The organism is Ruegeria sp. BHSB172 (assembly GCF_059613165.1).
Genome location: NZ_JBXWRZ010000001.1, coordinates 198,107 through 212,979, shown reverse-complemented (window position 1 = coordinate 212,979; position 14,873 = coordinate 198,107). Strand labels below are relative to the sequence as shown.

Here is a 14,873-nt window from a genome sequence, read left to right as displayed (position 1 = left end):
ATCGCTTCTATCGCGATCAAAAGGCCAAACCCGTCATTCTGGTGATCGTATCCATGGGCGTCATGTTCATCATGAACGGCTTGGTGCGGTTCATCATCGGCCCCGATGACCAGCGGTTTTCCGATGGCGCGCGATTCCTTATCTCCGCGCGGGATTTCAAGGCTCTGACCGGATTGAACGAGGGGCTTGCTATCAAAACCTCGCAAGGCCTTACCGTAATCGTGGCCGTTGTGGCCGTGGCACTGCTGTTCTGGTTCCTGAACAAGACCCGCACGGGCAAGTCGATGCGCGCCTATTCCGACAACGAGGATCTGGCCCTGCTGTCCGGCATCAACCCCGAACGCGTGGTGATGATCACCTGGATCATCGTCGCCGCGCTGGCAACCACGGCGGGCGTGTTGTACGGGCTGGACAAAAGCTTCAAGCCGTTCGTCTATTTCCAACTGCTGCTGCCGATCTTTGCCTCGGCCATCGTCGGCGGGCTGGGAAATCCGATCGGCGCCATCGCCGGTGGATTCATCATCGCCTTTTCCGAGGTGACCATCACCTATGCCTGGAAAAAGGTCCTGACCTATCTTCTGCCCGAAAACCTTGAGCCGTCGGGTTTGGTGCAGCTCTTGTCAACTGATTACAAATTCGCGGTCAGCTTCGTCATTCTGCTGATCGTGCTGCTGTTCAAGCCCACGGGCCTGTTCAAGGGGAAAGCGGTATGAGCGAAACGGTCAAGAACACCCTGCTGTTTGCACTGGTCGGCGGGCTGATCCTGCTGACCGGCTTCATGCAAAGCTGGAATACGGCGATCCTGATCGTGAACATGGGCCTGATTTCTGCGATCATGGCGATTGGGGTGAACCTGCAATGGGGCTTTGCCGGCCTGTTCAACGTCGGCGTCATGGGCTTTGTCGCTTTGGGCGGGCTGGCGGTGGTTCTGGTCTCGACCCCGCCGACGCCAGGAGCCTGGTCCGCCGGCGGGTACGGGATCGTGCTTGCGCTTCTGCTGGGGGCGGCCACCGTGGTTGCGGCGGTCATGGCGGCCAGAAAACTGCCCAAGGGACGCACTCAAACGCTTGCGATCATTGCGATCCTCGTCGTCGGGTTCTTCGTGTATCGCGCCGTGTTCGACCCCAGCGTCGCAGCCGTCGAGGCGATCGACCCCGCAGTGGCCGGCAATATCGGCGGTTTGAACCTTCCGGTGCTTCTGGCCTGGCCCGCCGGTGGCCTTCTGGCCGCCGGAGCCGCATGGCTGATCGGCAAGACGGCCCTTGGGCTGCGGTCGGATTACCTGGCCATTGCCACGCTGGGCATCGCTGAAATCATCATTGCCATTATGAAGAACGAGGACTGGCTGGCGCGCGGCGTCAAGAACGTTTATGGCATCCCGCGCCCCACCCCGTTCGTGGGCTATGAGATCGACCTGCAAAGCGATCCGTCCTTTGTCGAACGTGCCGCGGGTCTGGGCCTGGACCCGGTCACCGCATCGACGCTGTGGGTCAAGACCGGCTATGCCTTCCTGTTCCTCGTCGTGCTGCTGGTCCTGCTGTGGATGGCTCAGATGGCGCTCAAAAGCCCGTGGGGCCGCATGATGCGGGCCATCCGCGACAACGAGGTGGCGGCCGAGGCCATGGGCAAGGATGTCACCCGCCGCCATCTGCAGATTTTCGTGCTGGGCTCGGCCATCTGCGGCATTGCCGGGGCGATGATGACCACGTTGGACGGGCAGTTGACCCCCAGCGCCTATCAGCCGCTGCGGTTCACGTTCCTCGTCTGGGTGATGGTGATCGTCGGTGGATCGGGCAACAATTTCGGCTCGGTCCTTGGGGCGTTTCTGATCTGGTTCCTGTGGGTGCAGGTCGAACCGATCGGTTTGTGGTTGATGGATCTGATAACCGCCGGTATGCCGGACGGCAGCGCGCTCAAGACGCATCTTCTGGACAGTGCGGCCCATATGCGCCTGTTCACGATGGGCCTGATCCTGCTTATTGTTCTCAGATTCAGTCCAAGGGGCCTGATCCCCGAGAAATAGGCGCCAGCGCCTGCAAATTGCACAAGCCGCGCCGGCCTTCTGGCGCGGCTTGTTGATTCCGGGCTTGGAAATGAATAGGAAAATCAGGCGCGTCCGATCGTTCAGCCGCCGCCCGCACCACCAGCGGATACCAACCCAGACCTCTAGAGTATTGGAACACCATGACTTCCACGACCGTCAAATCAACCGTGCTGTTGGCCGGGCTGGCCGTTCTGGCCGGATGCATTCCATCGCCCCGCGACCTCGAAACAACCCCAGTCAAGGTTCAGACACCCAAGGGCGTCGTCACCTGTCAGCTGTACAGGCAGGACCGGGTCGACTGGGATCGTGCGATTGACTTTCCGGCAACCAAGATGAGCGTCCCCGAGGCGGATGCCTATTGCCAGCAGGAAGGCCAGCGCCGTCTGGGGCGCTGACATCACCACCTGGATTCAACGGTTTCGGAACAGGCCGCCCAGAATGCCGCGCACGATGCGGCGGCCTGTGGTTCCCTTCAGCTCCTTGATAACGGCCTCACCCAAGGCACTGGCGAAACTGTCCTGTTTTCGACCCCTTCGCGCGGATGATCGCCCGACACGGCTGCCGCTGTACCGCCGGGCCGAGGCATACTCGCGCTCGGCCGGGCTCTGAGGTTCCACCTCTTCTTCGTCTTCGGCGGCCTCGGCCTCCTTCGCGGCCTGCGCGGCGCGCGCTTTCAGGATCTCGAACGCTGATTTTCGATCCAGCAACGTGTCGTATTTTCCGGCCATGGGCGAGTCCGCCATGACCGCCTGGCGCTCGGCCGGGGTGATCGGCCCCAGCTGCGAACCGGGCGGGCGGATCAGGGTCCGCTGCACCATGCCGGGTACGCCCTTCTTCTCGAGCATCGAGGTCAGCGCCTCGCCCACACCCACTTCGCGGATCGCGGTTTCCGTATCGAACTCCGGGTTCTCGCGGTAGGTTTCCGCGGCCAGCCGCAGGTTCTTGCGATCGCGCGCGGTGAAGGCGCGCAGAGCATGCTGAACCCGGTTGCCCAACTGGCCCAGAATGTCCTCGGGGATGTCGGCGGGGTTCTGGGTGATGAAATACACCCCCACGCCCTTGGACCGGATCAGGCGCGCAACCTGCTCGACCTTGTCGATCAACACTTTGGGCGCGTCGTCGAACAGCAGATGCGCCTCGTCAAAGAAGAAGACCAGCTTGGGTTTCTCGGGGTCGCCGACCTCGGGCAGTTCTTCGAACAGTTCGCTCAGCAGCCACAGCAGAAAGGTCGCATACAGGCGTGGCGACCCCATCAGCTTGTCCGAGGCCAGGATGTTGACCATGCCCTGCCCGGTCGCATCGGTCCGCATCAAATCGGCCAGTTCCAGCGCCGGCTCGCCGAACAGGTTCGTGCCGCCCTGGTTCTCCAGCACCAACAACCGGCGCTGGATGGCGCCGATCGAGGCGGTAGACACGTTGCCGTACTGCAAAGACAGCTGCGCGCGGTTTTCCCCGATCCAGACCAGCAGAGCCTGCAGGTCTTTCAGGTCAAGCAGGGGCATCCCCTCTTCGTCGGCGACGCGAAAGGCGATGTTCAGGATGCCCTCCTGCGCCTCGCTCAGTTCCATCAGGCGCGACAGCAGAAGCGGCCCCATCTCGGAAACGGTGGTGCGCACCGGATGGCCCTGTTCGCCGAACAGGTCCCAGAACGTCACAGGACAGCGCTCATAGGCATAGTCCGAGAACCCGATCCGCGCCGCGCGATCCATGAAGGCCTGATGCAGCTTGTGATCGGGGCTTCCAGCCTTGGCTAGGCCAGACAGATCGCCCTTGACGTCGGACAAGAACACCGGGACCCCGGCCTTGGAAAAGCCTTCCGCCAGGATCTGAAGGGTCACGGTCTTGCCCGTCCCCGTCGCACCCGCGATCAAGCCGTGCCGGTTGGCATATTTCAGGCGCAGGCCTTGCGTCTGCGTATAGTCCTTGCCGCCACCGCCGATGAAAATTTCGTCCGTCATACGTTTCCAAACCCCTGAAACCTACCGATCTGAGGCCACCATACTAACTTAACCTTTGACTGCCATAGTTGATTTGGCATCCCGGATGGGATGCAAACTTCCTCCCTGTCGACTGGCTGTGCCTTCGGGCACAGCCTTTTTTTGTCCGGTGGAGTTTTCTGTCTGATACCACATTAAAAATCTACGATAGCAGTTGACCGCTGAGGCTGCCTCTCGTAACGTTCCCGCATAACTAAGTCGGCCAGTCCGACGGGGAGATACATCGATCGAAGGGAGCCGGACGAACGGCTCCCTTTTCCTTTGATGACCATACCTGTACCAATCGGCGGAAATCCGTTTGGCGTGCGCCGCTGGGCGAGTTTTCCGCCTGACACCGCCCGTGTTGGATGCTAGACGAAGGCAAACGCTGTTTGAGCACCATGAGGCAGACATGATCAAGAAACTTCTTCCACTGACCCTGTTGGCGGGTGTCGCCCTGACCGGTTCGGCGCTGGCACAGGAAGCATCGAGCGGGTCGGAAACCCCGGCCCCCACCGGCTCGGACCTGGATTTGGGCGAAACCGGTCCGCGGGTGGGCGAACAGTACATCAGGGAAAAGTCCGGCGATTGGGAGGTGTCCTGCATCAAGACGCAGGAAGGCAATGACCCCTGTGCCATGGTCCAGATCCTGAACGGCCCTCAGGGCGAACCGATTGCCGAGATCACCATCGGCAAGCTGCCCGAAGGCGGTGCCGCAGTCGCCTGGGCGAATGTCATCGTTCCTCTGGAAACCCTTCTGCAGGCGCAATTGGCGATTTCGGTCGATGGCGCGCCGCGCAAACTGTATAATTATCACCACTGCGTTCCGGTCGGCTGCGTGGCGCAGCTGGGGCTGACGCAAGGCGACATCGACGCGATGAAGGCCGGGTCGAAGGCCGTTTTGTCACTGGTTCCGGCCCGCGCGCCGGATCAGATCATCAACATGGACATGTCGCTGTCGGGTTTCACCTCGGGCTTCGACGGCCTGCCGATCAACCAGAACTGATCCGGACACGCTTGGATCGGCAAAGCCGCCTTTGGGGCGGCTTTTTCATATCCGTTTGAGGGCCAGCACCGCGTTCAGCCCGCCGAAGGCAAAGGCGTTGCTCAGAACGACATCGACATTGGCCTCGCGCGCCTCGTTCGGCACCACGTCCAGGGCACATTCGGGGTCGGGTTCTTCATAGCCGATCGTAGGCGCGATGATGCCATCTCGCAGCGCCATGATGCAGGCCAGAAGCTCCACCGCCCCGGTGCCGCCGATCAGGTGCCCGTGCATGGATTTGGTCGACGAGATCATAAGCTCATCTGCATGCGGGCCGAACACATCTGCCACTGCGGCGCATTCGGTCTTGTCATTGGCGGCGGTTCCGGTGCCGTGGGCGTTGATGTAACCGACATCGCTGGCGTTCAGCCCGGCATCCTTCAAGGCACCCGCCATGGCGCGCGCGGCGCCCTGCTTGCTAGGCATCACGATGTCCGAGGCATCCGACGTCATGGCAAAACCCGCGACCTCGCACAGGATTTCGGCGCCACGGGCGCGAGCGTGTTCGTATTCCTCGAACACGAAAACTCCGGCACCTTCGCCCTGAACCATGCCGTTGCGGTTGGCGCTGAACGGGCGGCAGGCGTCCTTGGACATCACCCGCAGCCCTTCCCAGGCCTTGACGCCGCCAAAACACAACATGGATTCCGAGCCGCCGGTAATCATCACCGGCGCCGCGCCGCTGCGCACCATCTGGAAGGCCAGTGCCATCGCGTGGTTCGACGACGCACAGGCTGTGGAAACGGTAAAGCTGGGGCCCTTCAGGTTATGTTCCATCGAAACATGGCTTGCGGCCGCGTTGTTCATCAGCTTGGGCACCACGAAGGGATGCACCCGGTTTTTGCCGTCCTCGTAGACCGAGCGATAGTTGTCATCCCAGGTCGAGACGCCGCCTCCGGCCGTTCCCAGCACAACGCCCGACCGCGCCGCCAGGTCGCCATGAAACGTGAGGCCCGCCTGATCGATCGCCTCCTTCGCGGCGGTCAAGGTGAACTGGGTAAAACGATCGTACAGCGACATCTGTTGCCGGTTGAAACGGCCCTCGGCCTCGAACCCGCGCACCTGCCCGCCGATCTTGATCGCCAGGCGTTCGACATCGCGAAATTCAAGCTCGGAAATCCCGCAGCGACCTTCGCGCATGGCCTCGAACGTGTCGGGCACCGAATGGCCCAACGCGTTGATCGTGCCCGCGCCGGTGATGACAACCCGTTTCATGGCCTCGTGTCAGACCTTTTCCGCCACGAGCTTTTCGATGCCAGCAATGATCGCCGCCACGTTCGAGATGTCGAAATCGCTGGCCTCGGGTTCATTGGCGTTGAACGGGATGGAAATGTCGAACTCTTCCTCGATCGCGAAGATGCTTTCAACCAGGCCCAGACTGTCGATCCCCAGATCCTCGAGCGTACTTTCGGGCGTCACGTCCGATGGCTCCAGCACGGCCTGCTCGGCAATGATTGCGATGACGCGGTCGCTGATGCTCATGTCATTCCCCTGATTGTCGCGTTGGCGTTGATTTAGTCGCTCGGCGGCTGTTTGAAAACCGCCTTTTTCAACGCCTCAACGTCACGCGCGATGCGCGGCAGGCGGCGCTGTGCCTTGTAGATCTCGGTATGGGTGGACATTTTCACGCCCGGATAGCCCATGATCACACGCCCGGCCGGCACGTTCGACAGGATCTTGGTTCCGCCGCCCGCGATCACCCCGTCTCCGATGAAGATATTGTCGACGACGCCTGTCTGCCCGCCCAGAACCACGTTGTTGCCGATCTCGACCGAGCCGGACACGCCGGTCTGGCCGCACAGCAGGCAGTCGCGCCCGACCCGGGTGTTGTGGCCCACATGCACGAGGTTGTCGAGTTTCGACCCGCTTCCGATCACGGTGTTGCGGATTGTGCCGTTGTCGACGGTGCAGTTGGCGCCGACCTCGACATCGTCGCCGATCTCGACCGCGCCCAACGAATGGATACGCAGCCAGCTTTGGGCCTTGGCGTCGCCGGCATCTCCCATCGTCTTACGCACGTTTTCAACGCCCGAGACCTCGGGCGTGACGAAACTGAACCCGTCGCCGCCGATCCGGGCGCCGGGTTGGGCGATGAAGCGGTCTCCGATCACCGCGCGCGCGCCGATGCTGACCATCTCGCGCAGCAGGCAGTTTTCGCCCAGAACCGCATCCATACCCACATGGCATTGCGCACCGATCACGGAGCCCGCGCCGATCCGCGCGCGCGGGCCGATGACGCACAGCGGGCCGATCGAGACGTCCTCGCCGAGCTCGGCGGTCGGGTCCACGACGGCCGAGGGATGCACGCCGGGCTCGACACCCTGCCCCCGGTCCAGCATCGTGGTGATGCCCGCCATCGCCATGCGCGGGCGGGTCACGAAGATTGCGCCCTCAAGGCCCATGGCCTTCCAGTCGGCGCCTTCCCAGACCACGGCACAACGCGCCGCACCCTTTGCCAGAGCCTCGGCATATTTCGGTGCCATCGCCATGGCCAGATCGGTAGGACCGGCGTCGGCCGGTTCGGCCGCCCGCAGGATCGTCAGGCTGGTGTTTCCTTCGGCCGGCGCCCCCAGGGCGTTGGCGATTTGCTGCAAGGTAAACTGCATCGCGGGCTTCCTCGTGACAGGATCTGCCCCGTGATTACCCCTGAACGTCGGGCAGGACCACCCCCGCTTTTTGCAGCGCGTCCCAGATCTTGGCATCCCGGCCATAGACGTCGCGACGATACTGCACATCGCCCTTCGGCGCGATATAAGCAGTGCGGTAGATCAGATGCACCGGAACGGGCTGGTCCAGATCCACCTTTGTTTCCTTGCCGGTATTCAGGATCCGGTGGAAAAACGCCTTGGGGTCCTCTTCCTGCCGCGCCAGCAGCGTATAGGCGAACTCGAACGGTTGAGCCAGACGGATGCATCCGTGGGAAAAGGCCCGGACCTCGCGCGCGAACAGGCTTTTTTGCGGCGTGTCATGCAGGTAGATGTTGTATTTGTTCGGGAACATGAACTTGACCAATCCAAGGGCGTTGCTTTGCCCCGGCGGCTGGCGCATGGCAAAGGGAAAGCTTCTGGCCGAGAACTGGTTGAAATCTACGGCCCCGCGGTCCACCTGTCGCCCCCGCCGGTCGGTGATTTCCAGATGGCGTACGGCATTGGGGTTGGCCCGCAGTTTCGGCAGATACTCCTTGGTGATGATCGACCGTGGCACGTGCCAGCTGGGATTAATCACCATGTGTTCCATCTGATCCGAAAACTCGGGACTGCGGCGATCATGGGTGTTTTTGCCGATTACGGCGCGGGTTTCAAAGGTGACGCGCCCTTCGTCAACGATCTTGGCCGAGAAATCCGCCTGGTTGACCAGAATATGCCGCTCACCGCGATCAGCCGGCAGCCAACGCTCGCGCTCGAGCGCGACGATGACCGATTTCAGGCGGTCGGCGGGGGACCTGTTGATCTCGGCCACCGTGCCCTGCCCGGCGACTCCGTCGGGTTCCAGCCCATGCGCGCGCTGAAAGGCCTGCACTGCCGAAACCATCGCGTCATCGTAGACGGGGCTGGCCGTCGGCTTCATGAAGCCCATCGAAACCAGCCTGTTACGCAGTTTCAAAACCCCGGCCCCGCTTGCGCCGCGTTCGTATTTCCCGTTGGGTACGGTCGGCCCCCAACCTCCATGGCGGATCAACTTCTGCAGAGCCAGCTTCTGCTTCATAAGAGCGCGATATTGGTTGGATCGCGGGGCAAGTTGCGATACGTAAGCTCCTTCGTCATCAGCCAGCATGGCCGACAGGTGCTCGGATGCCGGTCGCACGGCCACGGGACGCACCAAGCCGTCGTCGATCTCGGACGGGCGCAGAACGCCCGATTGCACGTCGCGTGCGTACCGGACAAATGCGAGGCTGAGCGCCGCTTCGACCGCACCAAGTTCGCGAGGCGTCCGCGCGTTTTCCATCCGCGCCAGCAGGCCTTCGACGTCATAGGTTCCGGTTGGCAGGCCGTGTAGATGCGCCGAGGACAGGGCCTTGATAAGCGCCGTACGCCGCGCGACATACTCGGGCCCGTCACCGACCCAGATCGAAGAAAACCCATTAGACCGATAAAACGCGGCGATTTCGTCCTGGCGAAGCGTGCTTTCCGCAACTGCCATCCGAAATGCGGTCTGTACCGCGTCCTGTGCCGTGGCCGGGGTGTGCCCAACCGCAAGCACGAGACCGGCAACCATCAGCAACCGACGTGTTTTCTCATGGATGAAATTCATTCCGTACCTCAATTCAATCAACAACTTGCGCAGCCATTTCCCGAGCCGTCCAAGTATTGGTCAGCGGGTGGCGGATTGTCCATTCACAAAGCCCGGATCGGGCGGATCGGCTTCGGCGTGATGCGCGCTTGCATCTTTGAGGCATCGAAACACGCAAGCGGGTGAATTTTGCATCACGTGCGCAAAAATTTGCCGAAAATTACCCGTGGCGTACATGCGACCCAAAGACTTCTTGGCCACCGAATCCCGGTGTGGCATACATTTCGGCATCTGGGATGGAATTAAATTAAGAAAGCGCGCGTAACATCGTGTGCAGGCAGGAACAGTACGGGACGAACACGAAATGACCAAGAGCAGTGCATCGGGAATCACCCGGCGTGCCCTTCTGGGCGCATTTGCGGCAACGGCCGTAACCGCAGCACCGACCTACGCGAATGCAGCAGGATTTCTCCGCGGTGGCGGTGACATCCGTCGCATCCGCATGTATTCCGGGCGCACCGGCGAACGCATCGACATGATCTATTGGGTCGATGGGAAATACATCAAAGACGCCGTAAAAGAGATCAATCATTTTATGCGCGATTGGCGCACAGATCAGTCTACCAACATCGACCTGCGCACCATCGACATCATGGCCGCCGCACACAACCTGTTGGACGTAAATGAGCCTTACATGCTTCTTTCGGGCTATCGGTCGCCGCAGACAAATGCGATGCTGCGCCGCCGCTCGCGTGGTGTCGCGCGCAATTCACTGCATATGAAAGGCCAAGCTGCGGATCTGCGACTGGCATCGCGCTCTGTGTCGCAGATGGCCAAAGCGGCCATGTCCTGCCGTGCCGGCGGTGTTGGTCAGTACTACCGCTCGAATTTCGTGCACATGGATTGTGGTGACGTCCGCACTTGGCGCGGCTGAAGCCACAGCCCAGTGTTCCACCTGCCACCCCGGAGCCCCCGCGCCCGGGGCTTTTTGTTTTGCCCCCCCCGCCCAATCGCCATAGGAGACGACAGGGGCACCCGTTCTGTTTCCGGATTTGCTATCATGGTTCTCGGAAGTGGCGCACCTGAGAGGATTCGAACCTCTGGCCTCTGCCTTCGGAGGGCAGCGCTCTATCCAGCTGAGCTACAGGTGCGTTGGCCGTTAGCTAACCTCGTTCCGATCCGGGTGCAACCGGATTTTGCACGGACCGGAATGCAATTTCCGGCCGGATCAGGCGAAAAGATCATGCGCCAGTTCCAGCGCCTCGACCAGAGTGTCGACCTCGTCCTTTGTGTTATATAGGCCAAAGCTGGCGCGGCAGGTTGCGGTGACGCCCAGGTGATCCATCAACGGTCCGGCGCAATGGTGGCCGGCGCGGACGGCGACGCCTTTCTTGTCCAGAATTGTCGACACGTCATGCGCATGACCTGCGCCATCCAGCGTAAAGCTGAAGATCGCCGCCTTGTCCGGCACGGTTCCCTGCACCTGCAGCCAGTTGAGCCCACCCAGCCGCTGCATGGCATAGTCACGCAGGCCCGCCTCGTGCGCGGCTATGTTTTCCATGCCCAGATCCATCATGTAGTCCAGCGCGACACCCAAACCGATGGTCTGCACGATACCCGGCGTTCCGGCTTCGAACTTCATCGGCGGATCATTGTAGATCACTGCCTCCTTCGAGACCTCCTTGATCATGTCGCCGCCGCCAATGAAGGGGCGCATTTCCGCCATCCGCTCGGACTTGATGAAAATGGCACCGGATCCAGAAGGCCCATACAGTTTGTGCCCGGTGATGGCGTAGAAATCGCAGCCGATGTCCTGCACGTTCACCGGCATGTGCACCGCGCCCTGGCTGCCGTCGACCAGCACGGGCACGCCTTTGGCATGGGCGCCTTCGGTGATCGCCTTGACGTCGACCACCGTGCCCAAAACGTTCGAGCAATGCGTAACTGCCACCAGTTTGGTCCTGGGCCCGATGGCGTCGATCACGGCCTGCGGGTCCAGCGCGCCGTTGGCATCCACATCCACCCATTTCAGAACGACACCCTGGCGTTCGCGCAGGAAGTGCCAGGGTACGATGTTGGCATGATGCTCCATGACGCTCAGAACGATCTCGTCGCCGGCCTGCATCCGCGGCATGGCCCAGCCATAGGCAACCAGATTGATGCCCTCGGTCGTCCCCGAGTTCAGCACGATCTCGTTCTCGTCGGCCACCCCAAGAAACCGCGCGACGGTGCCGCGCACGGCTTCGTATTTCTCGGTGGCCAGGTTCGACAGATAGTGCAATCCGCGATGCACGTTCGAATACTCGTGCGCATAGGCGTTGGTGACCGCATCGATCACCACCTGGGGTTTCTGCGCCGACGCCCCATTGTCGAGATAGGTCAGGGGTTTCCCGTTCACCTGCCGCGAAAGAATCGGGAAATCAGCGCGGATTTTCTGGACATCATACATGGACAAGATTCCCTAGACCGGCCCGCTGGGGGTCATCATCAGAACGAACGGAATAGCCAGCAGCCCCGAGATCAGAATCACCACGAAGGATTTGCCCAACGAATGAAACTGATGCGCCTGATTCACGAAATGCAGGCTGATGTACAGGCTGTACAGGCTCATGGCGAGGACCAGCATCAGAAACATCGCGGGCATCACCAGAACCACCACGAAGATGATCAGCTGACCCAAAATCTGTAGAAATTGCAGCCAGATCATCAGAACCATGATCCCATCCAGACTGGCGGTTCCGCCCAACATCCGCCCGACAAATAAGAAGGCGAAAATGCTCAGCGCCAATGCCCCGGCCGAAGTCGCCAACGACTGCACGACCGGTTCAAAAGTCATGCTTAGCGACGGATCCAGCGCCGGGAAGACCAGCGTCGATGCTGACTGCGCCAAGGCGTTCAGAACCACGACCAGCGCCAGTGCGATCCACAGCACTTCGCGTGGAGGAATGGACGCCAGCAGCCGACGCGCGGCCTCGGCCGGATTGGCGAGGGTCAGAATGGCGAGGTTGCCCAGAAAGGCGCTGTTCATGTTGCAGTCCTCGATGCCTGTGCCAGACCCGAAAACCAGAACCACACGAAAACCGCAACCCAAAGCAGGCCGGCCCCCGTCAGTACCGGACCGGGGCCGATGAAGCCGGCAATCAAGCCATTCAGCAGAACCAGTGGCGACGACGCCAGAAGCGCCCAGAACAACGCAACCCGCGCCCTGTAAGATGTGATCGGCGCGCCCAGCAGCCGGGCGATTCCGCCGGATGCCCACGCAAGAGCGTAGAACATTAGCGGCAGCATAAATACCGAGCCCAGCAAGGCCCCGCCCATCAGCATGTTCAGATCCAGCCCCTCAAGATGGGCCCGACGCGCCAACCCCGGCAACTGGGCGACAAAGCCGATCACGCAGAAGGCCATGACGAAGACCAACGCACGGTCTTCGCGCGGACCCATCTCCAGAAGACGGCGCACCACGCGGCCGGGGCCGCGATAGGTGGCAACGATATCGGTGGTCACCGGCATCAGCTGTGCCGCGCCAACCAGCCTTCCAGCCGCGAGACGATGTCCTCGGCCAGCGCTTCGTCTTCGATCTCTTCCACGGCTTCGGCCAAAAAGGCCAGCGTCAACATATTCGTTGCGTCCTTGGCCGGAACCCCGCGCGAGCGCAGGTAGAACAGTGCGGTCTCGTCGATCGCGCCCGAGGTCGACCCGTGCGAACAGGCCACGTCGTCGGCATAGATCTCAAGCTCGGGCTTGGCGAGAAACTGACTGTCATCATCCAGCAGCAAAGACTGGCTGATCTGGTAGCCGTCGGTCTTCTGGGCGCCTTCCTTGACGAGGATCTTGCCTTGGAACACGCCGGTCGCGCCGTTGCGCAGAACCTTTTTGAACACCTGGCGGCTTTCGCAGTGCACCGCGTCATGGGTGATGAACACCGTGTCGTCATGGTGGAAGTCGCCATCGCCCACACAGGCGCCGGCCACATGAGCCACCGCATCGTCGCCAGTCAGCTCAACCACCTGTTCATTGCGCGTCAGCACGCCATTCACGGTCAGGGTGAAAGATTTATAGACGGACTCCTTGCCCAGCCGGGTGAACATATGCGTAGCGGCGCGGCGCTGATGATCCCTGCCCTGCGCCCGCACATGGTGTAGTGTGCCGCCGTCGGCAATGTCGATCTCGATGCACTTGTTGAACCGCGAGGCAGCAGGACCATTCTCAAGGATTGTCACCTCGGCGCCGCTTTCCACGCGGATCACGTGGTGCAGGATCGCATCCGAGCTTTCGGATTCGTGGCGATAGATCAGGCTGATAGGCTTGGACGGCTTGCCGGTCACGTGGATCGCCACGCCGTCCTGCGCAAAGGCGGTGTTCAGAGCCGCCAGCGGGCGCTGAACCGGGGTCTGGCCCCGCTCTTCGAGCACGCCATACAGCTGCTTGGCCCAATGGATGTCCTTGCAGCATATATCCTCAAGCCGGTCGATGCTCACGCCTTCCAGCGTCAGGTCATCGCTGTCCTCGGGGCTGAACACACCATCGACGAAGACGATCTTCAGGCGGTCGAACCCGTCAAAGACCATCGGCTCGTCGGTGTGGAACACCTCGGCCGCCGGGGCCTCGGGCGAGTTCAGCGTATCGGGACGCGTATATTTCCAATACTCGTCGCGCCGCCCGGGAAGACCCATGGCACGCAGTCGGGCCAAGGCCGCCTCGCGTGCCTCGCGGGTGCAGCCGGCTTCGGGCATGCGCAGCGTGGCCAGCCGCGCCTCGGTCGCGGTTTGTTTCACGTCGGGCAAAGCCATCAGTTCACCTCGGCAAGAATGTCGGCGTAACCGTTGTTTTCAACTTCCAGCGCCAGCTCGGGCCCGCCGGTCTTAACGATCCGGCCATCGGCCATGATGTGCACCACGTCGGGTTTGATGTGGTCCAGCAGGCGCTGATAGTGCGTGATCACCAGGAACCCGCGGCCTTCGTCGCGCAGCGCGTTCACGCCCTCGGCCACCAGCTTCATCGCATCCACGTCAAGGCCCGAGTCGGTCTCGTCCAAGATGCACATCTTGGGCTCCAGCATCGCCATCTGCAGGATTTCGTTGCGCTTCTTCTCACCACCCGAGAAACCAACGTTCACGGGGCGCTTCAGCATGTCGGCGTCGATTTTCAGCGACTTGGCCTTTTCGCGCACCAACTTGAGGAAATCCGCAGCAGAGAGTTCTTCCTCGCCGCGCGCCTTGCGCTGGGCGTTCACGGCGGTGCGCAGGAAGGTCATGTTGCCCACGCCCGGGATCTCGACCGGGTACTGGAACGCCAGAAACAGACCCGCCGCGGCGCGCTCTTCCGGCTCCATCTCCAGCAGGTCTGCGCCATCCAGCGTGGCCGCACCCTCGGTCACCTCGTACCCGTCACGGCCCGACAGCACATAGCTAAGCGTCGACTTGCCTGAGCCATTCGGCCCCATAATTGCATGTACCTTACCGGCCTCGACCGTCAGATCCACGCCCTTGAGGATCTGTTTTTCCTCTTCCTCAAGCTTGACGTGCAGGTTCTTGATTTCCAGCATTTTTTGTCCTTTTGCGTATCGTAGGGACGCACC

Annotated in this window: 15 protein-coding genes and 1 tRNA gene; 5 read left to right on the top strand and 11 right to left on the bottom strand. The window is 61.5% G+C overall.

The features are described from left to right. The 3 genes from AC2FM3_RS01030 to AC2FM3_RS01020 all read left to right on the top strand — a co-directional run. Positions 1-713 (top strand): branched-chain amino acid ABC transporter permease (locus AC2FM3_RS01030; RefSeq protein WP_496678353.1); only part of this gene is annotated, 713 nt, incomplete at its 5' end. After that, positions 710-2,023: a branched-chain amino acid ABC transporter permease gene (locus tag AC2FM3_RS01025; RefSeq protein ID WP_496678351.1), complete on the top strand. Its 1,314-nt coding sequence runs from the start codon at positions 710-712 to the stop codon at positions 2,021-2,023. The genes AC2FM3_RS01030 and AC2FM3_RS01025, both read left to right, overlap by 4 nt. Before the next feature lie 161 nt (positions 2,024-2,184). Beyond that, a complete protein-coding gene (locus AC2FM3_RS01020) occupies positions 2,185-2,439 on the top strand; it encodes a hypothetical protein (RefSeq protein WP_149774341.1) in 255 nt (84 codons plus the stop codon). 15 nt (positions 2,440-2,454) lie between these two features. Here AC2FM3_RS01020 and AC2FM3_RS01015 read toward each other — a convergent pair whose 3' ends face one another. Beyond that, entirely contained in the window at positions 2,455-4,002 is a 1,548-nt protein-coding gene (locus AC2FM3_RS01015; RefSeq protein ID WP_496678349.1) for a helicase HerA-like domain-containing protein, read from the bottom strand. Between the two features lie 430 nt (positions 4,003-4,432). On the opposite strand from AC2FM3_RS01015, the gene AC2FM3_RS01010 reads away from it, so the two are divergent. After that, complete coding sequence (locus AC2FM3_RS01010) at positions 4,433-5,026, top strand: invasion associated locus B family protein (RefSeq protein ID WP_496678347.1); 594 nt, start codon at positions 4,433-4,435, stop codon at positions 5,024-5,026. A gap of 45 nt (positions 5,027-5,071) precedes the next feature. On the opposite strand, the gene AC2FM3_RS01005 is transcribed toward AC2FM3_RS01010, so the two are convergent. Genes AC2FM3_RS01005 through AC2FM3_RS00990 form a run of 4 tightly spaced genes read right to left on the bottom strand, consistent with a single transcriptional unit; the run spans position 5,072 to position 9,316 of the window. After that, on the bottom strand, positions 5,072-6,280 hold the full coding sequence (locus AC2FM3_RS01005; protein WP_496678345.1) for a beta-ketoacyl-[acyl-carrier-protein] synthase family protein: 1,209 nt from the start codon (positions 6,278-6,280) through the stop codon (positions 5,072-5,074). 9 nt (positions 6,281-6,289) lie between these two features. Beyond that, a complete protein-coding gene (locus tag AC2FM3_RS01000; protein WP_149774345.1) occupies positions 6,290-6,547 on the bottom strand; it encodes an acyl carrier protein in 258 nt (85 codons plus the stop codon). Positions 6,548-6,579: 32 nt separating this feature from the next. Next, complete coding sequence (lpxD, locus tag AC2FM3_RS00995; protein ID WP_496678343.1) at positions 6,580-7,671, bottom strand: UDP-3-O-(3-hydroxymyristoyl)glucosamine N-acyltransferase; 1,092 nt, start codon at positions 7,669-7,671, stop codon at positions 6,580-6,582. Between the two features lie 34 nt (positions 7,672-7,705). Further along, positions 7,706-9,316, bottom strand: coding sequence for a L,D-transpeptidase family protein (locus tag AC2FM3_RS00990; protein ID WP_496678341.1), 1,611 nt, complete (start codon positions 9,314-9,316; stop codon positions 7,706-7,708). A gap of 343 nt (positions 9,317-9,659) precedes the next feature. Between AC2FM3_RS00990 and mepK the strand changes: the two genes are divergently transcribed. Further along, a complete protein-coding gene (gene mepK, locus AC2FM3_RS00985; protein ID WP_496678339.1) occupies positions 9,660-10,229 on the top strand; it encodes a peptidoglycan L,D-endopeptidase MepK in 570 nt (189 codons plus the stop codon). A 140-nt stretch (positions 10,230-10,369) separates the two neighbouring features. On the opposite strand, the gene AC2FM3_RS00980 is transcribed toward mepK, so the two are convergent. The 6 genes from AC2FM3_RS00980 to sufC all read right to left on the bottom strand — a co-directional run bounded on the left by AC2FM3_RS00980 (position 10,370) and on the right by sufC (position 14,840). Further along, positions 10,370-10,446, bottom strand: a tRNA-Arg gene (locus tag AC2FM3_RS00980). A gap of 77 nt (positions 10,447-10,523) precedes the next feature. Beyond that, positions 10,524-11,744 carry a cysteine desulfurase gene (locus AC2FM3_RS00975; RefSeq protein ID WP_496678338.1) on the bottom strand — a complete coding sequence of 407 codons (1,221 nt, stop codon included), beginning with the start codon at positions 11,742-11,744 and terminating at the stop codon, positions 10,524-10,526. Positions 11,745-11,756: 12 nt separating this feature from the next. Next, entirely contained in the window at positions 11,757-12,323 is a 567-nt protein-coding gene (locus tag AC2FM3_RS00970; protein WP_496678336.1) for a Yip1 family protein, read from the bottom strand. After that, positions 12,320-12,805, bottom strand: coding sequence for a YIP1 family protein (locus tag AC2FM3_RS00965; protein ID WP_496678335.1), 486 nt, complete (start codon positions 12,803-12,805; stop codon positions 12,320-12,322). The genes AC2FM3_RS00970 and AC2FM3_RS00965 overlap by 4 nt, the downstream gene beginning before the upstream one ends. Next, positions 12,805-14,085: a Fe-S cluster assembly protein SufD gene (gene sufD, locus AC2FM3_RS00960; RefSeq protein WP_496678333.1), complete on the bottom strand. Its 1,281-nt coding sequence runs from the start codon at positions 14,083-14,085 to the stop codon at positions 12,805-12,807. The genes AC2FM3_RS00965 and sufD overlap by 1 nt, the downstream gene beginning before the upstream one ends. Then, entirely contained in the window at positions 14,085-14,840 is a 756-nt protein-coding gene (sufC, locus tag AC2FM3_RS00955) for a Fe-S cluster assembly ATPase SufC (protein ID WP_496678332.1), read from the bottom strand. Before sufC ends, sufD begins: the two co-directional genes overlap by 1 nt. Positions 14,841-14,873: the final 33 nt, after the last annotated feature.

Excerpts from the sequence above, each read along its gene's own strand:
- AC2FM3_RS01025 (WP_496678351.1), top strand. The coding sequence starts at position 710 with ATGAGCGAAACGGTCAAGAACACCCTGCTGTTTGCACTGGTCGGCGGG.
- AC2FM3_RS01020 (WP_149774341.1), top strand. The coding sequence starts at position 2,185 with ATGACTTCCACGACCGTCAAATCAACCGTGCTGTTGGCCGGGCTGGCC.
- AC2FM3_RS01015 (WP_496678349.1), bottom strand. The coding sequence starts at position 4,002 with ATGACGGACGAAATTTTCATCGGCGGTGGCGGCAAGGACTATACGCAG.
- AC2FM3_RS01010 (WP_496678347.1), top strand. The coding sequence starts at position 4,433 with ATGATCAAGAAACTTCTTCCACTGACCCTGTTGGCGGGTGTCGCCCTG.
- AC2FM3_RS01005 (WP_496678345.1), bottom strand. The coding sequence starts at position 6,280 with ATGAAACGGGTTGTCATCACCGGCGCGGGCACGATCAACGCGTTGGGC.
- AC2FM3_RS01000 (WP_149774345.1), bottom strand. The coding sequence starts at position 6,547 with ATGAGCATCAGCGACCGCGTCATCGCAATCATTGCCGAGCAGGCCGTG.
- lpxD (WP_496678343.1), bottom strand. The coding sequence starts at position 7,671 with ATGCAGTTTACCTTGCAGCAAATCGCCAACGCCCTGGGGGCGCCGGCC.
- AC2FM3_RS00990 (WP_496678341.1), bottom strand. The coding sequence starts at position 9,316 with ATGAATTTCATCCATGAGAAAACACGTCGGTTGCTGATGGTTGCCGGT.
- mepK (WP_496678339.1), top strand. The coding sequence starts at position 9,660 with ATGACCAAGAGCAGTGCATCGGGAATCACCCGGCGTGCCCTTCTGGGC.
- AC2FM3_RS00975 (WP_496678338.1), bottom strand. The coding sequence starts at position 11,744 with ATGTATGATGTCCAGAAAATCCGCGCTGATTTCCCGATTCTTTCGCGG.
- AC2FM3_RS00970 (WP_496678336.1), bottom strand. The coding sequence starts at position 12,323 with ATGAACAGCGCCTTTCTGGGCAACCTCGCCATTCTGACCCTCGCCAAT.
- AC2FM3_RS00965 (WP_496678335.1), bottom strand. The coding sequence starts at position 12,805 with ATGCCGGTGACCACCGATATCGTTGCCACCTATCGCGGCCCCGGCCGC.
- sufD (WP_496678333.1), bottom strand. The coding sequence starts at position 14,085 with ATGGCTTTGCCCGACGTGAAACAAACCGCGACCGAGGCGCGGCTGGCC.
- sufC (WP_496678332.1), bottom strand. The coding sequence starts at position 14,840 with ATGCTGGAAATCAAGAACCTGCACGTCAAGCTTGAGGAAGAGGAAAAA.